The 16,958-nt window shown below is 36.8% G+C and carries 17 protein-coding genes; 5 read left to right on the top strand and 12 right to left on the bottom strand.

From position 1 onward, the window contains the following. Window positions 1-11 precede the first annotated feature (11 nt). The 5 genes from BLR86_RS19635 to BLR86_RS19655 all read right to left on the bottom strand — a co-directional run bounded on the left by BLR86_RS19635 (window position 12) and on the right by BLR86_RS19655 (window position 5,000). Window positions 12-1,187, bottom strand: coding sequence for an ABC transporter substrate-binding protein (locus BLR86_RS19635; RefSeq protein ID WP_090765530.1), 1,176 nt, complete (start codon window positions 1,185-1,187; stop codon window positions 12-14). Between the two features lie 421 nt (window positions 1,188-1,608). After that, the gene (locus tag BLR86_RS19640; RefSeq protein WP_090765533.1) at window positions 1,609-1,761 is read right to left on the bottom strand and encodes a YpzG family protein; all 153 of its coding nucleotides are present in this window, start codon (window positions 1,759-1,761) and stop codon (window positions 1,609-1,611) included. 97 nt (window positions 1,762-1,858) lie between these two features. Next, on the bottom strand, window positions 1,859-3,079 hold the full coding sequence (locus BLR86_RS19645; protein WP_090765535.1) for a DUF438 domain-containing protein: 1,221 nt from the start codon (window positions 3,077-3,079) through the stop codon (window positions 1,859-1,861). 225 nt (window positions 3,080-3,304) lie between these two features. Continuing rightward, complete coding sequence (gene map, locus BLR86_RS19650; protein ID WP_090765537.1) at window positions 3,305-4,048, bottom strand: type I methionyl aminopeptidase; 744 nt, start codon at window positions 4,046-4,048, stop codon at window positions 3,305-3,307. Window positions 4,049-4,157: 109 nt separating this feature from the next. Then, window positions 4,158-5,000 (bottom strand): pentapeptide repeat-containing protein, encoded by an 843-nt coding sequence (locus BLR86_RS19655; RefSeq protein ID WP_090765540.1) that lies wholly within the window; start codon window positions 4,998-5,000, stop codon window positions 4,158-4,160. A 288-nt stretch (window positions 5,001-5,288) separates the two neighbouring features. On the opposite strand from BLR86_RS19655, the gene BLR86_RS19660 reads away from it, so the two are divergent. After that, window positions 5,289-5,597 (top strand): hypothetical protein, encoded by a 309-nt coding sequence (locus BLR86_RS19660; protein WP_090765543.1) that lies wholly within the window; start codon window positions 5,289-5,291, stop codon window positions 5,595-5,597. A gap of 162 nt (window positions 5,598-5,759) precedes the next feature. Here BLR86_RS19660 and cls read toward each other — a convergent pair whose 3' ends face one another. The 4 genes from cls to BLR86_RS19680 all read right to left on the bottom strand — a co-directional run bounded on the left by cls (window position 5,760) and on the right by BLR86_RS19680 (window position 10,342). After that, window positions 5,760-7,208 carry a cardiolipin synthase gene (gene cls, locus BLR86_RS19665; protein ID WP_090765546.1) on the bottom strand — a complete coding sequence of 483 codons (1,449 nt, stop codon included), beginning with the start codon at window positions 7,206-7,208 and terminating at the stop codon, window positions 5,760-5,762. 282 nt (window positions 7,209-7,490) lie between these two features. Then, a complete protein-coding gene (locus BLR86_RS19670; RefSeq protein ID WP_090765549.1) occupies window positions 7,491-8,135 on the bottom strand; it encodes an SDR family oxidoreductase in 645 nt (214 codons plus the stop codon). Between the two features lie 95 nt (window positions 8,136-8,230). Continuing rightward, entirely contained in the window at window positions 8,231-8,965 is a 735-nt protein-coding gene (locus tag BLR86_RS19675; RefSeq protein ID WP_090765551.1) for a DsbA family oxidoreductase, read from the bottom strand. Between the two features lie 195 nt (window positions 8,966-9,160). Next, window positions 9,161-10,342, bottom strand: coding sequence for a multidrug effflux MFS transporter (locus tag BLR86_RS19680; RefSeq protein WP_090765831.1), 1,182 nt, complete (start codon window positions 10,340-10,342; stop codon window positions 9,161-9,163). 287 nt (window positions 10,343-10,629) lie between these two features. Between BLR86_RS19680 and BLR86_RS19685 the strand changes: the two genes are divergently transcribed. The 3 genes from BLR86_RS19685 (at window position 10,630) to BLR86_RS19695 (ending at window position 12,441) form a co-directional block, all read left to right on the top strand. After that, window positions 10,630-11,091 carry an SRPBCC family protein gene (locus BLR86_RS19685; protein WP_090765552.1) on the top strand — a complete coding sequence of 154 codons (462 nt, stop codon included), beginning with the start codon at window positions 10,630-10,632 and terminating at the stop codon, window positions 11,089-11,091. Window positions 11,092-11,106: 15 nt separating this feature from the next. Next, a complete protein-coding gene (locus BLR86_RS19690) occupies window positions 11,107-11,538 on the top strand; it encodes an acyl-CoA thioesterase (RefSeq protein ID WP_090765555.1) in 432 nt (143 codons plus the stop codon). Window positions 11,539-11,703: 165 nt separating this feature from the next. After that, window positions 11,704-12,441 (top strand): hypothetical protein, encoded by a 738-nt coding sequence (locus BLR86_RS19695; protein ID WP_090765558.1) that lies wholly within the window; start codon window positions 11,704-11,706, stop codon window positions 12,439-12,441. A gap of 37 nt (window positions 12,442-12,478) precedes the next feature. On the opposite strand, the gene BLR86_RS19700 is transcribed toward BLR86_RS19695, so the two are convergent. Together BLR86_RS19700 and BLR86_RS19705 are read right to left on the bottom strand one after the other, a co-directional pair. Beyond that, complete coding sequence (locus BLR86_RS19700; protein ID WP_254782385.1) at window positions 12,479-13,204, bottom strand: CBS domain-containing protein; 726 nt, start codon at window positions 13,202-13,204, stop codon at window positions 12,479-12,481. Window positions 13,205-13,374: 170 nt separating this feature from the next. Next, on the bottom strand, window positions 13,375-14,805 hold the full coding sequence (locus tag BLR86_RS19705) for a purine-cytosine permease family protein (protein WP_090765837.1): 1,431 nt from the start codon (window positions 14,803-14,805) through the stop codon (window positions 13,375-13,377). Between the two features lie 426 nt (window positions 14,806-15,231). On the opposite strand from BLR86_RS19705, the gene BLR86_RS26215 reads away from it, so the two are divergent. Then, window positions 15,232-15,390 (top strand): hypothetical protein, encoded by a 159-nt coding sequence (locus BLR86_RS26215; protein ID WP_175492976.1) that lies wholly within the window; start codon window positions 15,232-15,234, stop codon window positions 15,388-15,390. Window positions 15,391-15,417: 27 nt separating this feature from the next. Here the strand turns inward: BLR86_RS26215 and dacB are convergent, their stop codons facing one another. Continuing rightward, on the bottom strand, window positions 15,418-16,872 hold the full coding sequence (gene dacB, locus BLR86_RS19710) for a D-alanyl-D-alanine carboxypeptidase/D-alanyl-D-alanine endopeptidase (protein ID WP_090765840.1): 1,455 nt from the start codon (window positions 16,870-16,872) through the stop codon (window positions 15,418-15,420). Between the last annotated feature and the right edge of the window lie 86 nt (window positions 16,873-16,958).

Raw genomic sequence — 16,958 nt, forward strand, 5'->3', positions numbered from 1 at the left:
TTTTAGTATTATTAAGGATTTACTTTTGTATTAAACACTTGTTTACCATCTTTATATTCTAAGATGGTCGCAGTTTTGATTGGATGATGATTTTTATCAATTGTTACTACACCTGTAACGAGGCTTAAATCCTTTGTTTTCGCTAATTCTGCTTGAATTTTACTTGAATCCGTGCTGCCTGCACGTTTAATGGCATCCGCTAAAAAGTAAACTGTGTCATAACCAAGTGCATTGAAGGCATTAGGTGCTTCACCTTTGTTCTTCTCTTTAAATGCTGTTACAAAGTTTTGCACTTTTTCGTCAGGATCTTCAGATGAGTAATGGTTAATAAGGTAAGTATTATTTAATGCTTCTGCTCCAGCTAAATCAACCAACTTTGGAGAATCCCAGCCATCAGCACCCACTAATGGAACATCGATCCCTAATTCACGCGCTTGTTTTACGATTAAGCCAACTTCTTCATAATAACCAGGGATAAAAATGAATGAAGGATTTTTCGCCTTAATTCGAGTGAGTGTAGCACGGAAATCAGTGTCCTTTGCTACATATGCTTCTTCCGCGACCACTTTACCGCCTTTTGCCTTAAAGGTTTCTTTAAAAGAAGCCGATAAACCTTTGGCATAGTCACTTGAATTGTCAGCTAAAATAGCAGCATTTTTAACCTTTAAAATATCTGATGCAAAATTGGCAGCTACTGTCCCTTGAAACGGATCAATAAAGGAAGTACGGAAAACGAACTCTCTTACTTTACCTTTTTCATCAACGGTAACAGTTGGGCTTGTACCACCTGGAGCCATTAGAACTGTTTTTGTATCATTAGCAATTTGTGCTTGGGCTACAGTATTTCCACTTGTTGCAGCACCAATTACAGCCGTTACTTTATCTTGGCTTGTTAATTTTATGATTCCGTTTGTCGCTTCAGACGTTTCAGATTTGTTATCCACTTTCACGATATCAAACTGTTTGCCATCTACACCGCCGCTTTTATTTATCTCATCAACAGCCATTTCAATTCCCTTTGCCATTGATTCACCATAAGAAGCAACATTACCTGAAAGTTCTAGATTCACTCCCAATTTAATGGTATCTGAATTTCCACCTGAACCCTCTTTCGCTGTTCCACATCCTGCTAACATTCCCGCAAAGATGGTTGAAGCCATAAACACACTTGCTAATTTCTTTTTCATGGAAACATCCCCCTTTATTCGAATTTTCTGATACTAGTAACCGTAATTTAGTATCTTCGTTGACCCATGAATTTTGTTTACTACCTAAATTAAAGAATAAAGTTATTGTAGTACTTTTTTTATCATTAGTCTAGTATATTATTTTAACATTTCTGATTTTTATCTATATTTTTAATATTGAAGCGCTTTCTTTTGTTTTCTATAATATTCTAATGAATTTCATAGAAAATATAGGAAAAGAATGTTTGTGATATATTAATACCATTATACAAAATTATGGGAATTTCCTTTGGTTCCATTTTGGTGGTGCTTATCTTGATTGGAGGAGTAACACATTAAGAAACAAAGTGTAAGAAAAGAGCGATAAAAAAAAAGAAAGAAGACCGATTTCGTCTTCTTTCTTCCTAATCAGATATACCCTTTACCACTTATGTGCCTTTGCGTTTGATCTCAATATAATGTTATGTTGAGATCTTTGTGTTTGTCCATTTACCTGTGTAGTTACACGCTTAGGCCGTGTCCAATTATGATGAAACTTTTGAGACTGTGGATCCAAATTATCTTGATAACTCACAACGAATCACCTCAATAGTTAGGATAGGATACTCTGAAACGTGATATTACAGGAATATCAGTTATAGTATTTGATTTTTATATTTAAAAATACCCCATTAAGATAAAATCCTTTTTTCTCCTTCAATCGCTTTGATTGGATCAATATTTTGTGTAAATTCAAGTGTACCAATGTAGTTACCACTCTCATCTCTTACAGCAAAATAACGAATGTATACATATTTATCACGGAACTTAATCCAGAAGTCCTCTGTATCCTTCCTACCAGCTTTGAAGTCAGCCAATAAATCTTCTACTACATGTACACTTCTAGGCGGATGACAATTTTGAACCGTACGGCCAATAATGGCTTTAGTACGAGCAAAAATTCTATCTTTTCCATGTGAAAAGTATCGGACAACATCATCTTGATCAATGAAAGTAATATCTACAGGTAAATGATTTAACAGAAGCTCTAATTGTTTTAATGAGAGTATTCCTGTTTCCATCTTGATAAACCCTTCAGACATTGCTTTCTCTTCTAACTCATGTCTTTCAGGTTTCCATACCTCTGTAGGTGCGATCAAGCAATAGCCAATTTCATCACTTTCTCGAGCGATCTTCACCCATTCATCTTCGGTGAAATTGTTCAAGGCCATAGGGAAAAGAATATTCACTTCTCGATAAATCATGGTAGTAACTTCTTGAATAACAAAATTTAATACATCCATTACTGCCTGTTTATCTCCATTATACGAAGTTAACTTCAGTCTAGCATCTTTAATGGCATCACGGATAAAATCGTTAATGCGCCACATGTTTGTAGTCGGTCCAAAAATGCCGTATGTCTCAAGATAAGGGAAAATTAAATTTTCTTTCCGGCTATAATGCTTATCAATATCAAAAAGAAGGTTTATATCTTCCAATAAAGTAAATACATTATCAGAATTATCTTCAATCTGAAATTCATGTACATGCCTTTGCATTTGATCATTTACAAGCTTATCCAGCTCTTTATTTTCTAATATAAAAGTGTGAATAGGGTGGCCAGGCTGCTCCTCAGGCTTATTCGTTTTTTCAATTTCCTCAATAGCGTCTTTAAAGATTTCTGTATGCTTTGAGTGCAATCTGTGCATTTCTTCAACAGATAAATCTCCGAAATCATGCTGCAGCCGTGATATCTCTTCTATAGTTATTTTTCCAATAAAAGCGTCAAAATGTGCTTTTACCTCCGTGACACTTTTTCCATCATGAAGATCTTTAAAAATTTGTTTTAAAATTGCTTGACGTTTATTTGAAGTGTTTGTTAGTTGTTCACGATTATTAATAATTTCGCTCATAGGGATTCTCCTCTTCTATTGGAACTTTGATTTCATAGTAATGATAATGAATCTCATACAACTAAAATAACAGCTTTTGAATAAGCAGTTTGTGATTAACATCATTGTTATAGAAAATACTTTGAAATTGTGAAAAATATAAGAACAAATTTGTACGTTACGAAAACACTTATGTAAAAAATAAAAAGTACCAGCGAGAGAGTATCGCTGGTACTTCATTTACTTTTATAGTGTTGTAATAATAGGTCCGTTTTTTGTAAGGATTATCGTATGCTCATATTGAGCTACAAAACTTTCCTCAGTCACATAAGTCCAGTCATCACCTTCAACTTGAAATACTTCTTCTTCTTTCGTTGAGATAAAAGGTTCAAATGCGATCACCATTCCATCCTTTAAAAGCTCGTCATCCCAGGTGTCATGATAATTATAAATATGATCAGGTGCTTCGTGGATTCTTCGACCAATCCCATGGCCGGTTAAATTCATGATGACCGTTAAACCATGCTGTCGAGCCGTTTGGATGACAGCTTTTCCAAGGCCACTTTTCTTTGAACCAGGTTTTGCCTTCTTAAGACCTGCTTCAAATGCTAATTTTGCAACCTCACAAATTTTCGTTAATATAGCTTCACCTTCACCCACTACAAACGAGATACCCGTATCCGCAAAATAGCCATTCTTTGATCCTGAGACATCAATATTGACGATGTCACCTTCTTGAATAACCCTCTTACCTGGTATCCCATGTGCCACTTCTTCATTGACACTGATACATGTGAAACCAGGAAAATCGTACTCACCCTTTGGAGCAGAGATCGCTCCTGCCTTTTCAAAAAGCTGTCCAGCTATATCGTCCAGTTCTTTTGTTGTTATGCCAGGTACCGTTCTTTGTACCAATTCATCTCTAATTACGGCACAAATTTTGCCGATTTCTTTCAATGCGTTAATATCTTCTTCTGTTTTTGCGATCATCTGTTTTCCCTACTTATCATATTTTATCGTTGGAAACTTTCCATTCTCTTATTTTAGGCTTATATATATTAAAAATTCAAGTATGTTTACTTTTTGTATAAAACAGAATTTAGTCCTCGTGATTCCAGTGAGCAGGCATCACTAAGGCTGATGGTAGTTTTGTATGTTTATTACCCTTGGCAGCATTTACTTGTGCTTGGGTAAGAAAAATACTATTAGTAAGATTAGCCCCACTGATATCTGTATCTCTAAAATCCGCACCTATTAAATCACTCCAGCGGAGATCCGCATTTCTTAGATCAGCAGCTATTAATAAAGCACCCCTTAAGTTTGCTCCCTTTAGATTTGCGCCTCTCAACTTCGCACCTAAATAGTCCATGGCCCGGCGGGTATTTTTATGTTTGTTACTGACTTGATCACGTACTAATTCACTCGCACGAATTAATAACTTATTTACATTTGCTCTGTGGCCACTAACATCAATTGTCAGAATAATTTCAGGACTATGAAAAGTTAGCGCCTCAGTCTCTTCAATCATTTTCTGTACATCTTTATGAATCGATTTTGCAGCTCCTATCATAAGGACCTCATTTAAATACCAAAGCATTTCTTGAAGCTGCTGTATAATCGGATAAACTGCAAACATCTCCTGAGCTATACTTTTGTTTGTGCGCCAATTTTTGCCATTATAGGTGACTTGAGATACCTTTTGACCAGCACCAAAGCATTCATAAGCCGAACATCCGCGAAACCCTTTTTTACGAAGATCTATATGGATACTGCATAGGTAGTTGGATTGTAAATTACTGCAGGGAGTACCCCCGTCTTTATCAATTGCGAAGTCTGCCGATTTTGCATATGGTAAGGCAACGCAGCATAATCCAAAGCATTTTTCACAGTCAGCACGTAAATGATTTAATTTATTGTCGTCTAACGTTCTTGTATTAGACACGAATCACACTTCCTTCTTAAAAAACCTTGCAAGAAAATTGTTATTTAGAAAAATAAAACCTGTATTATTTTATCATATATATACAAATATGTCTTTTTCTCATTTCTGATTGATTTTCTCAAAAATTTGATTACCTTACAGTCCTGTATGGGTTTTATTTATATAACTAGCGAAATTTATTCTTTTTTTTTGAATGAGTACATAGACTAATATGTTGCTTCAATCTTAATGCATATTTTCAACAACAACCGCATACTGTTTGTAAGAATGGAAAGGAGAATCCCACCTATGTCTAATGAGGAAGTAATTAAAAGAATTGAAAGCATTACTCATCCAAAGGTACGTAATATTGTGAGAGTTTGCGTCGAACAGGGCTGTCGGTTTAAACCTCATCCAAGCAATCCTAATTTAGTGAACCTATTTGACCCTTCTGTACGGAAAAACATCATTGGGGATATTAATCTTTCTAGTCCAAGGGGATATTTCACCCTTGAAGTGGAAAATGGACGTTTCAAGTCGTTTAGAAATGAAGTAATCGGTTTAGATATAGAGCAAGCAGAATTCGAGGAAAAAGTGCTTAAAAGGATTAAGCGGTAATCCACTAAAGCAACATATATGAAAAAACGCTTGGGGTACTTATAGATCCAAGCGTTTTTCCATCTGATCTCTCAATGCTACGAATGATTCATCATGAAAAACAGCCTATCCTTATGGGATAGGCTGAAGCTAGTTCTTCAATGAACATGATGGTTAACTATCTTATAAAATCGGAGAAAGTAATCTAGAAATCGATTCTTTAAGACGAACCTCTAATGAACGTTTTTGATAGTTTTCAAACGTTAATAACTTCGACACTTTTATATCTTCTTTAAAAATCTCTGTTAGCTTTTTAGAAATCTCTTCATTATATAAAAAGGCATTCACTTCAAAATTGAGTTTAAAGCTTCGATAGTCTATGTTCGCCGTGCCAACGGATGAAATTTCTTCATCAACCACAAGTGTTTTTGCATGGATGAAACCATTATTATAAATAAAAACATTTGCGCCCACTTTTAATAATTCACTAACATGGGAGAGCGTTGCCCAATAGACAAACAAATGATCAGGTTTATTGGGAATCATGATATTGACTTCAACACCCGACAGGCAGGCGATACGAAGGGCATCTAACAAGCTTGCATCTGGAATAAAGTAAGGGGTTTGGATATATATAGATTTTTTTGCCGACATAATCATTTTAATATAGCCATTCTTAATTTGTTGAAATTCAGAATCTGGTCCACTTGTAACAATTTGGATCCCGATATTCCCATGAGAGATATCTTCTGGATAAAGATTTGGAACATAATCAACATCTTGATCATCAGAGGCTTGATTCCAATCAAGGATAAAACGGGTCTGAAGCTCATATACTGCAGTTCCTTGAATCCGTAAATGTGTATCTCGCCAATAGCCAAACTTTTTATTCAGACCAAGATATTCATCCCCAACATTGAAACCGCCGACATAACCAATTTCCCCATCTATAATGACTAATTTTCTGTGGTTGCGGTAGTTCATCCGTAAATTAATAAAACGAAATTTAGATGGGAAAAAGACTTCCACCTGTCCTCCAGCCTTCCGAAATTCTTTAAAGGATCTTTTCGGCAAGCTGCGTGACCCTAATTCGTCATAAAGGATTCGAACCTTTACCCCTTGCTTCGCTTTTGTTGTCAGCGCTTCGATTAGTTTTTTACCCAATTTATCATTTTTGATAATGTAGTATTGAATATGAATATAATTCCTTGCTGCCATGATATCTTTAAATAGCTGATCAAATTTCTCTTTACCATCCGTAAAGATTTCAACAGCATTATCCTCTGTTAATACCGCCTGGTTGTTAATTAAATGCATATAAATTAAATCGTTGTTATCTTTTGCTGCAGCACTTAGAAAATTAAATTGATTTGTTCGAAGCTTGTCAAGCTGTGTTTCAAGTGTTTTTTCGAAACCAGTCTTTTTAAGATCATCCCATTGAAATAAACGTTTTCGACTTAAATTTTGTCCTAATAATAAATACAAAACAAATCCGAGGATAGGAATGAAAAATAGAACTAACAGCCATGCCCAAGTAGAACCAACGTCTCTTCTTTCTTGAAAAATGACAAAGAGGGCCAATATGATATTCAAGACAAGAAGTAAACCTAATAATATAGAAATAATATCCATGGCAAAAACCCTCTCTTTTGACATAAAAAATTCATATTAGTATCTTCTTTTTCTCTGCCACCCTATGATGACAATGATAGGAGGGAATATATTTTCAAGGGCAATAAGGAAAAAAAAATTTGATGAAAAGTAACTTTATACTTTTACGTTCAGAAGCCAGAAAAGTTTCAAATTGGGGCATCTTCTTCTATTTACTATATTTTCAGGAGGTAGAAATAAAACCTTATTTCAAACGAAAAAAACATTTGAAAATTCAAATGCTTTTTCCAAAGTAATAATTGTTTAGAGCAATGTTAAAGCTTTTCGAATCGGAACATTCCCCGCAACAAGGTCAAATGACTGGTAATATGTATTTTCTTCTGTTAATGATTGGATAATTGTATTTGCCACATCCTCACGAGGAATTTTTCCACTTCGAATGTCGTCCGCTGCTGTAATCATCCCCGTTCCCGGCTCATTCAATAGCCCACCGGGGCGGATAATTGTATATGTTAGTTCACTTTGTTCGAGCATTTTGTCGGCATAGTATTTTGCGGCATAATAGGGAAGCATCTTTTCATGCCAATTTTCTCTTCTGTGTGCCTGAATCGCACTGACCATGATGAAGCGTTTAATTCCTATTAATTCAGCTGCTTCGATGGTTTTCACAGCTCCATCAAGATCAATGAGTAATGTTTTATCATAGCCTGTAAGACGGCCAGAACCTGCGGTGAATACGATGGCATTGCAGCCTCTTGCTGCTTGAGCAATGTCTTCCACACTTTGTTCTAAACAGGCAACAGACACTTCTATATCCATTTTTTTCAAAGCATCAGCTTGTTCTTCCTTTCTGACCAATGCTTTGACAGTATGTTCTTTATTGTCTCTTAGTAGATTAACTAGAAGCTTTCCAACCTGTCCATTTGCTCCGACCACTAATACGTTCATAGATGTTAGCTCCTTACCTTATTTACCACTATTATTTCATTGTGTACTCAACTTATGCAAAAGTCACTCCAGGTGGGCTGGAGTGACCAATGGCATTACTTTTCTTTTTTTTCAGGAATAACACAATTTCCATCCACACAGCTTGCATCTTCTGCACTAACGGTAGAAAGGTCCTGCAGCACGGGGGCCGGATTTTCTTCTTCCCATACTTTTTGCAGTGCTCCTGAAAACGTTGCGGTTGGTTGCGCACCAGAGATGGCATATTTTTGATTGATAATAAAAAATGGAACGCCCGTTATCTGATATTGCTGTGCAATTGATTGATCGATTCGGACATCATTTGCATATGCCTTTTCATCGTGGAGAACCTTTAATGCCTCCTCACGCTCAAGCCCCGAAGCCTCCGCAATATCGGCTAATGTTTCTACATCACCCACGTTTTTGGATTCAGTAAAATAGGCATATAGAAGTTTTTCAGTAATAGCCGCTTCTTTCCCTTGTGTTTTTGCAAACTTCGCCAAGCGATGAGCGTTAAACGTATTGGTTGGCTTCATGTTATCAAAATTAAACGTTAATCCAACTCCAGCGGCTTGCTGACCAACATTTTGATTCGCTTGCTTTGCTTGTTCGATGCTCATCCCATATTTTGAAGCTAATGATTCATGAATACTTTTGCCACTATATGGTGGAGAATTAGGATCTAGTTCAAAACTTTTAAATTCTATTTCAACATTGTCACTATGTGGAAATTGAGATAGAGCCTCCTCTAACCGACGTTTCCCTACATAACAAAATGGACAGACAAAATCAGACCAAACTTCAATTTTCATAAATACACCTCATTTTTCTACGATTCATCTTTATAGTAACATACGCTTCAAAAAAACTTAAAAGTCATGCTCACATTTAGATGTTTAATAGGAGGTCAGTTTGGTGAAGGACAATTCTTTCCAACTATTACAAAAAGAGCACTCGTTGCCAGTATGCACCCGAATGCTCCACTTCCTATAGTAGATGGATTTTTTTTATGACGCAGTTTTTTTACTTTGACTTGTTTTTTTCAATACTAAAAATACATAAATCAGCACTGCTCCAATGGATGCAAAGGCAATGACGAGCCCCATTGGAAGTGCAGATTGTTCCCCCCCTAATCCAACTAATGGAGAAGTTATACCGCCGATTGATAGGGATAGTACTCCAAGTAGCGCTGCGGCACTGCCCGCATTTTTACCTTGCTCCTGCATGGCGAGCGAGAAACTTGCGGTGTTGACAACACCGACACTGGATACAACGAAAAATAATGGGATCATAATGAGCCATAACTTTGCCTCAAGCAGCAGTAGGATTAGTAAGACCAGCGAACCGAAAACAGACATGGCTAATCCGAAGGTCATAAGCTTAGACTCGCGGAATCTGACAGATAGCCTGCCTGTTAATTGACTGGCAATCATAATACCAATGCCATTGAGGGCAAAAATGAGACTGAAGGTTTCTGGTGAAGCCCCATATATACTTTGCACCACAAAGGGAGAGCCTGATATGTAGGCAAACATTGTTGCACTTACTAGACCCTGCGAAAGTGCATAGCCAATGAAACCCCGATCACCAATCAATTTTTGAAAGGTGCGAAGAGTATTTTTGATACCAGCATTTACCCGTTTCTCCGCTGGCAAGGTTTCTTGTAAGCCGAAAAGAACAACAAAAAACATAATAAAACCAATTAAACCTAACACAACGAAGATCCCTTGCCACGGAATAAATCTTAACAGTAAAGCTCCTGCAACTGGTGCAAGAATGGGTGCAGCCCCATTCACTAATGACAGAAGAGCGAAGAATTTGGTTAGTTCAATTCCTGAATATAAATCACGGACAATCGCCCTTGAGATAACCATCCCGAATGAACCTGCAAGGCCTTGAATAAAACGTAACAAAATGAAGGTCCAAATCGATGGGCTAAATACACATAGGATTGAAACAATAAAATAAATAATTAATCCAATGAGTAATGGTTTTCGTCTGCCGCGAATATCACTAATGGGACCGGCAAATAGCTGTCCTAAAGATATTCCTAACAGGAAAAAAGTTAGACTTAGCTGAATAAAAGAAGCGCTTGTTTGAAAGTAATCCGCTAAGATTGGCAGCGCTGGCAGATACATATCAATCGATAACGGTGCAAAAGCCCCTAATGAACCAAGCACAACAGCCATCCATAAACGTTTGGAACGAGTAATTGCACCAGGATTGTCTATTGAACTATTTAATGAAGAACCCAAATTTGAATCATCCCCTTCAACACACATTTATCTTATTCTCCGATTATACTTTTTATAATACAAATGATAAAGCTTTGAGAATTTCCTATAACGATAAAGTCTACATTCCCCCTAAGAGTTTGTTACAATGAAAAGGATTTTTAACATAAATAGAGAATATTAATTCAACTTGTTATTTTTTTGAAAAATTCAAATAATTATATACAAAGAGGTGTTCCTAGATGAAAGAGTGGACAAAAGAAATAGAGATTGATGTTCCTATCGACAAGATTTGGGATTTATTTGATGGTTCATTAGAAAAAATGCAAAAAATTATGCCACAGGTTGTTGGGAATACACCGGTAAAAGTGACAGAAGATGGCGTTGGGACAATCTACCGTCAGCAGTATAAAGAAGGAAAGCGGATTGAGGAGTATGATGTTGAAACGATAGAATATTTGAATACTCCTGATCATAAAAAAATGAAGGTTGGATTTACCTTAGCCAATTTATTTGAAATTACAGCTGGCTATGAAGTAACGAAAATAAATGAAGATAAAACACATTTCAAATACACGACAACGAATAAACCATTAAAAGCAATCTTTAAACTATTTTTATGGTTTGCCAGTGATAAGACCGTTGTTAAATTCGTTGAACGGGTAAAAGCAATAGCCGAAGAGGAACAAGCGTTGGTGAAATAATGAAAGGAGTCTAGAATGGATGATTATCGCTTTTCACATCGATTAAAGGTGCGTTATTCGGAAATTGATGGTCAAAAGATTGTTTTTAATTCGCATTATCTTACGTATATTGATGTGGCCGTCACAGAATATTTCCAGCAGCTACTTCAGCCTGATGAAGAGTTTGACTTTGTGTTAGCAAAATCAACTATCGAGTATAAACGATCGGCTTACTTAAACGATTGGTTGACTATTTGGTGCCGAGTGGAAAAAGTCGGCACCAAAAGCATGACCATGAGCTTCATGATTACGAGAGAAGATGAAGAGGAACCCGTTCTGTTAGCAGAGATTATTTATGTGAGCGTTGACCACGATTCGTTGTCCCCCTGCCAGGTTCCTGACATTGTGCGGGAACGAATCGAACAATTCGAACTTGAGTATCAAAGTATTCCCCATTCTAAAAAATGAGGGATTTTTCATTTTTATTAATTGACCAACACATTAGGCGCTAGATTATATAGACTTACACTTTTCACTGGTGAATCCATCTTTTTACAAAAATGCAGTGATTAAACATATTAGGGTGCATTTTGGAGATAATAACTTCGATTACCTTGAAAGGATGGGATGTTAATGTCGTTAGAATGGTTTGACAGAGTTTGCAGCGAGCTGCAGGATCACCTGGAATCTATTTGTGAAGAGTATAATCAGGTTGGTCAAATGTCGATTGAAAGGGCTTCCAAACACCCGAGGATCGAGTTTTTTGTAGAAACAGAAGATGTTCAAACAGAAGATATCGATAGAGACTATTTTTGCACATTGTTCTTTGACCCAGGGAACGAAGAATTTTACATCGATACCTTTGATGTTGACAGTGGGCATACTGCTAAAATCATCCTTTCGGACATAGAAGAAATCATCGATGAAGTACATATCAGCCTTCATGATTATATGAACGATGATGATCACTACACAGATGACGGTGTGTATCTAACTTCAAACGAAGTGTATGAAGACAGTGATGACTGTTATGAAATGGTTGAGGTTGATGATGACGGTGTGGAGTATTACCAGGCTGAACAAGTAAATAGTGATGATATTTTTGAAGAAATTGATGTGGACTGGAACACACCGGAAGTAACGGCTTTCAAGCACGGGAATGAAGTCGAAGTTACCTATCAATTTGGTGTCGTTTCTGAAACAGGCGACGGTGTTCTAAAACGCATTAACCGGATTTGGACGACAAATGATGAATTAATTAGAGATGAATCCCATTTCATTTTCAGCAAAGAAGAAGCGAGTACCATTATCGCGATGATTGCTAGTCATATGGATCAATTAAGTGAGTTTAATTTTGATGATATGCCATAAAACAAGGAGCATACCAATTTTGGTGTGCTCCTCTCCTTTAATCAACCGTGTAGTCAATTTCTATTAAATCCCACGGAGTGACGATTCCAAGCGGGGTCTCGTCCTTTCTGCCATTTTCAGTAATGATAACTGCTTCTAATTTCTTCTTTACCTTATGTGATTTCTCAAAAATCGTTTCAACATCGAAGATATTCGTGCTTTTTGCGACAAAGTCAATCGGATGTTCTTTTTCGTACTTCATAATATCAAAAATATGAATATCTGCTAGATTCACAGAACTACTCACCATATTTTGTGCCAACCACTTTACAATTGAACCTGCTGTTAACAGCCCAACAAACTCTTTATTTTTATAAATAGGAAATTTGGAGTAATTAAATTGACGAATTCCCTCTGTTACCTTTAGGATACGATCATGGTAATCAAAGTAAACGACATTTTTCGTGGCAATCGATAAAGCATAATTGGGACGGTTAAACATATTTGCGATTTTCTCAATATGTTCAACAACTTTTGCATTCGGTTCGGCAATATAATAGCCAATCTCCATCTTTTCATGGACAATGGCATTCCGCAACTTGGCATATTGCTCTAGGTCTTTTTTAAATGTTTCGATAATTTGATATTTCTTAGCCCCAACCTTAACCAAAACAACAAATCTCTCATCATTAATTTTGACAATATCCTTCATCGCATCATGCACTTGATTGAAGGCTACCTCAAAACGTTCTGATAAGATTTGTCCTTTTTTTATTTGTTTCATCTCTATCCCTGCCAAATGTTTTTCTTTCATTATATATTTATTGTGATTATTTAACTAGTTTTCTATTCATTTTACTGCAGCAAAATTATTTTAACTGAAAAAAGCCCAAGGATATCATTTTATTAATGATAGATTCTTGGGCTCTCCATCTAAACGTTGGAACCTTTCTATTAAAATTGCTCCACTGTTGTTTCTTTTACTGAAATACTGTTTTTCTTTGTTTTTTTATGAATCATGTTCTTAGATTCGCTTTTGCTGTAATATTTCCCTTTTGTGCAAATAGCAATGATTACCGTAAGGACCGAAGCTAAAATGGCCGCAAAGAAAGTGGCAGTATTTTGTAAGAACGTTCCCATATACCCTAAGGCTGCTATCGTTCCAAGAACACTTGATACCACTAATGGAAGAACGCCAACTGGATTCCATTTGTATAATTTCTCTTGTCTTGCTTCATATTCTATCGGTACAATTTTCAATAATTTTTTCACGACTAAGGCATCTGTAACTAAAATGGCCGCCCATGCCATCAATAGGACCCCTTGGAATGTCATCGCACTGCCTAAATAATCAAGAATCCCACCTAACATTAACGCAATCGATAGGACACCAGAGACAACAACCCAAAAACGTCTACTCGGTTTGAAATGAAATACATTTTCAAAAAAATTGGACAAAGACAGGGATGCACTGTAAATATTTGTGACATTGATTCTTATTTGTGTCAACATCGTAAAGACTACGCCACCTAGTCCAATAAGTGTGACAATGTAAACCCCCGGATTAGATTCAGCTAAACGGACACCAAACCATATTCCTAGTAACCCCATGACACCAAAGCAAAAAATCTGTGGAATAAATCCAATCATAATCGAGCCAATTTTAATGTCCTTTGGCTTTAGGAAGCGTGCATAGTCTGACGCTATTAGAGCGGTTAAGCCCATAATCCCGTGTTGCATACCAATACATAACAGTAAGGCTGTTCCACCTGTTTGTACACCGTCTGGTAAGTAAGTCCAAAAATTACCGGCAAATTTTGATGGTGTATTGTAAGCCACAATAATTGTGAGAATTAAAAAAATGCCAAAAATCGGCAACGACCATTTTTGCAGCTTATCCAATTGTTTAATACCAAACCAATTCAATGGAATAACAATGGATCCAAATACAATAATTAGTAGCCATAATGGAATTGCGGGGAAATATGCATGTACTGCTGTTACGAGAATCATCCCTTCAAATGCACAATACATGATAAAATTCGATGCGTAAATTAATGAAGTTAAAGAGGCGCCTATATAGCCAAACCCTTGCCTAGACATGAGATTGACATTCATTCCAGATTTTGCCGATAAATAAGCAATGACTGTACCTAATAAGCCGGCAATAATAATTGCGTAAATCGCTGAAATGATAGCGTTTGTTGCACCAAATTTAAGGGCCATTACACTACCTGTTTGAAAATAAAAAATGGCTGTGGCGATTCCAAAGGTAATATTGGTGACACTAAACCAACCCATATTCCGTTTTGCTTCTGGAACCTGTTCAAATGAATAATCATCTTTCTCTTTTTCTTGGAGACCTGTAGTTTGGTTTACACTCATGCAACCATCCTTTCTTTTCTGTCCCCATTTTCTAAACATAATTTTCACATTCAACTATCCCCTTTCAAGACCGAATGCTTGTTTAGAGGGCAACAAAATGTGTTTTTTATTTGGAAACAAGCCACTGTTTCTGTAGCAAATTCCCATAGCTTATATACTATTATATACACAATCAGTTGACATAATCAAGTTATCGTCAAAAGCGGGTATCAAAAGACCTTTAATATTCAAGAAATTATTTCGAGTCTCTAAATTTAATTATACATTATCTAGTATAAATATCAGCTTTGTAGTTTTCCAAAACCGCTGATTAGGTTGACATAAAAAAGAGGAAGAATAAAAGCACTCAAAAAAAAAAGTCGGTTTTTTTCTTCCAATCCATGCAAATAATAAAATTGTTAAACATTGAATGAAGGAGGACCTAGTATGCAACCTGATCAACAAGCAAAAGTGAATTTGGGTTCTATAATGAAACCAGAATTTGCTGGAACGGATGCACAAAAAGTAAAACAAGAAATTCAAAAAGATCTAAGCGAAGGAGATGGTGCAATGACCTCCCGAGAGGCAGGAGCAATGCGTGATTAAAAAACCACTTTTTCAAGTGGATTTTTATCAATGACTGGCTATGATCGAAATTAGTTTATCTTCAATTTTCTTTCCTTTAGAATCATCTATCAAATTATTTAGCATGATGGAGAAAATTAGTGTTTGTCCGCTTTTGGTTTGAACATAGCCAGATAAAGTACTCACTGTAGAAATCGTTCCAGTTTTTGCAAATACCTTTCCTTTTACATTTTGCGATTTCATCCGACTTCGTAAGGTGCCACCCACCTTTTTTTCACTCTCACCTGCTACCGGTAGTGAATGAAGAAAAGCAGGAAACCATATTTGCTGCTGGACGGCAACTAACAAGTGCGAGAGTTGCGCTGCCGGGACTAAATTGACATGTGAAATTCCGGAACCATCCCGCAAGACCAATGTTTCCGTGTTGATTCCAAATTTGGTTAGCTCGGCTTCCATGACCTTGAGACCCTTTTCCCAGCTGCCTTCTCCTGTTACCACCTTCCCCATTTCTTTCACCAAGGTTTCGGCATGCCCGTTGTTGCTAAGTTTCATAAATGGGACAAGTAACTCCGAAAGTTTTATCGAGCTGTGAGTATGTACAATTTTACTATCAGCTGGAGTCGTGCCGGTTTTTATTTTTCCCATTAGTTGAATGCCTTGTTCTGTGAGCGATTGATTAAAAAGTGTTAACGCATACCGAGTTGGTTCCCAGACACCAATCCATTCCTTTTGACCAGTAGATGTAACAGGTAAAGTACCAGAAATCCTAATCGTGTTTTTGGCGTGCTCCCGTTCAAACGTCAGTTCCTTCTTTCCATCTTTAGTACCCGTTTCGGTTTGATTGATGATTTTTACAAAGTCAGTATTTGGCGTTATTGTTATATCCGCCTTTTCACCTTCATGATTACTCGGTTTGACTTCAATCAACACAGAACCTGAGTCATAGTCTTCGGTTGGTGAAGCAGTTAGGGCAGAAATCTGCGCACCGTAGTATGTTTGTTCATCACTCCACGGCAAATCAACCGAATAGCGGATATCATCGTACCAGGTATCGTCGCCCACTAAATTGCCGGTGATTTTATGTATCCCCATTGTTTTGAGTTCAACAGCCATTTTATCGAAGTCTTCCTTTAAGAGAGTGGGATCGCCCTTTCCCTTTAAATAAAGGTCCCCTAGCAGTGTTTTCTTCTTCACTTCCCCATCAGTGAGCAATTCTGTTTTGAAAGTGTAGTCTTGACCTAACACCGATAATGCAGCGGCAGCTGTTAAAAGCTTCATATTCGATGCAGGGCGCAGACGGATTTCTCCCATATGATCATATACGATCTCGCCGTTTGCGGCATTTCGTATACTCACTCCAGCAATCGCCCCTTGCAAATCAGGTTCTTCATTTAAAAGCTGATTTAATTGTTGAGGTAGATTATCCGCCGCTAGAACTGGTTGTGTTTGTGGTAATACTGTAGCGAAAAATCCTATTATAATGATCGAATTCAATCTTTTCATCAAAATCAATTTCCAACTTTCTCTTTTTTCATTAATTCTTCCCAAAAAACTAACTTTCTGTCGAATTTCAGATAGATTTACAAGTT

It is taken from the genome of Bacillus sp. OK048, from assembly GCF_900103525.1.
Taxonomy (GTDB): domain Bacteria; phylum Bacillota; class Bacilli; order Bacillales; family Cytobacillaceae; genus Neobacillus.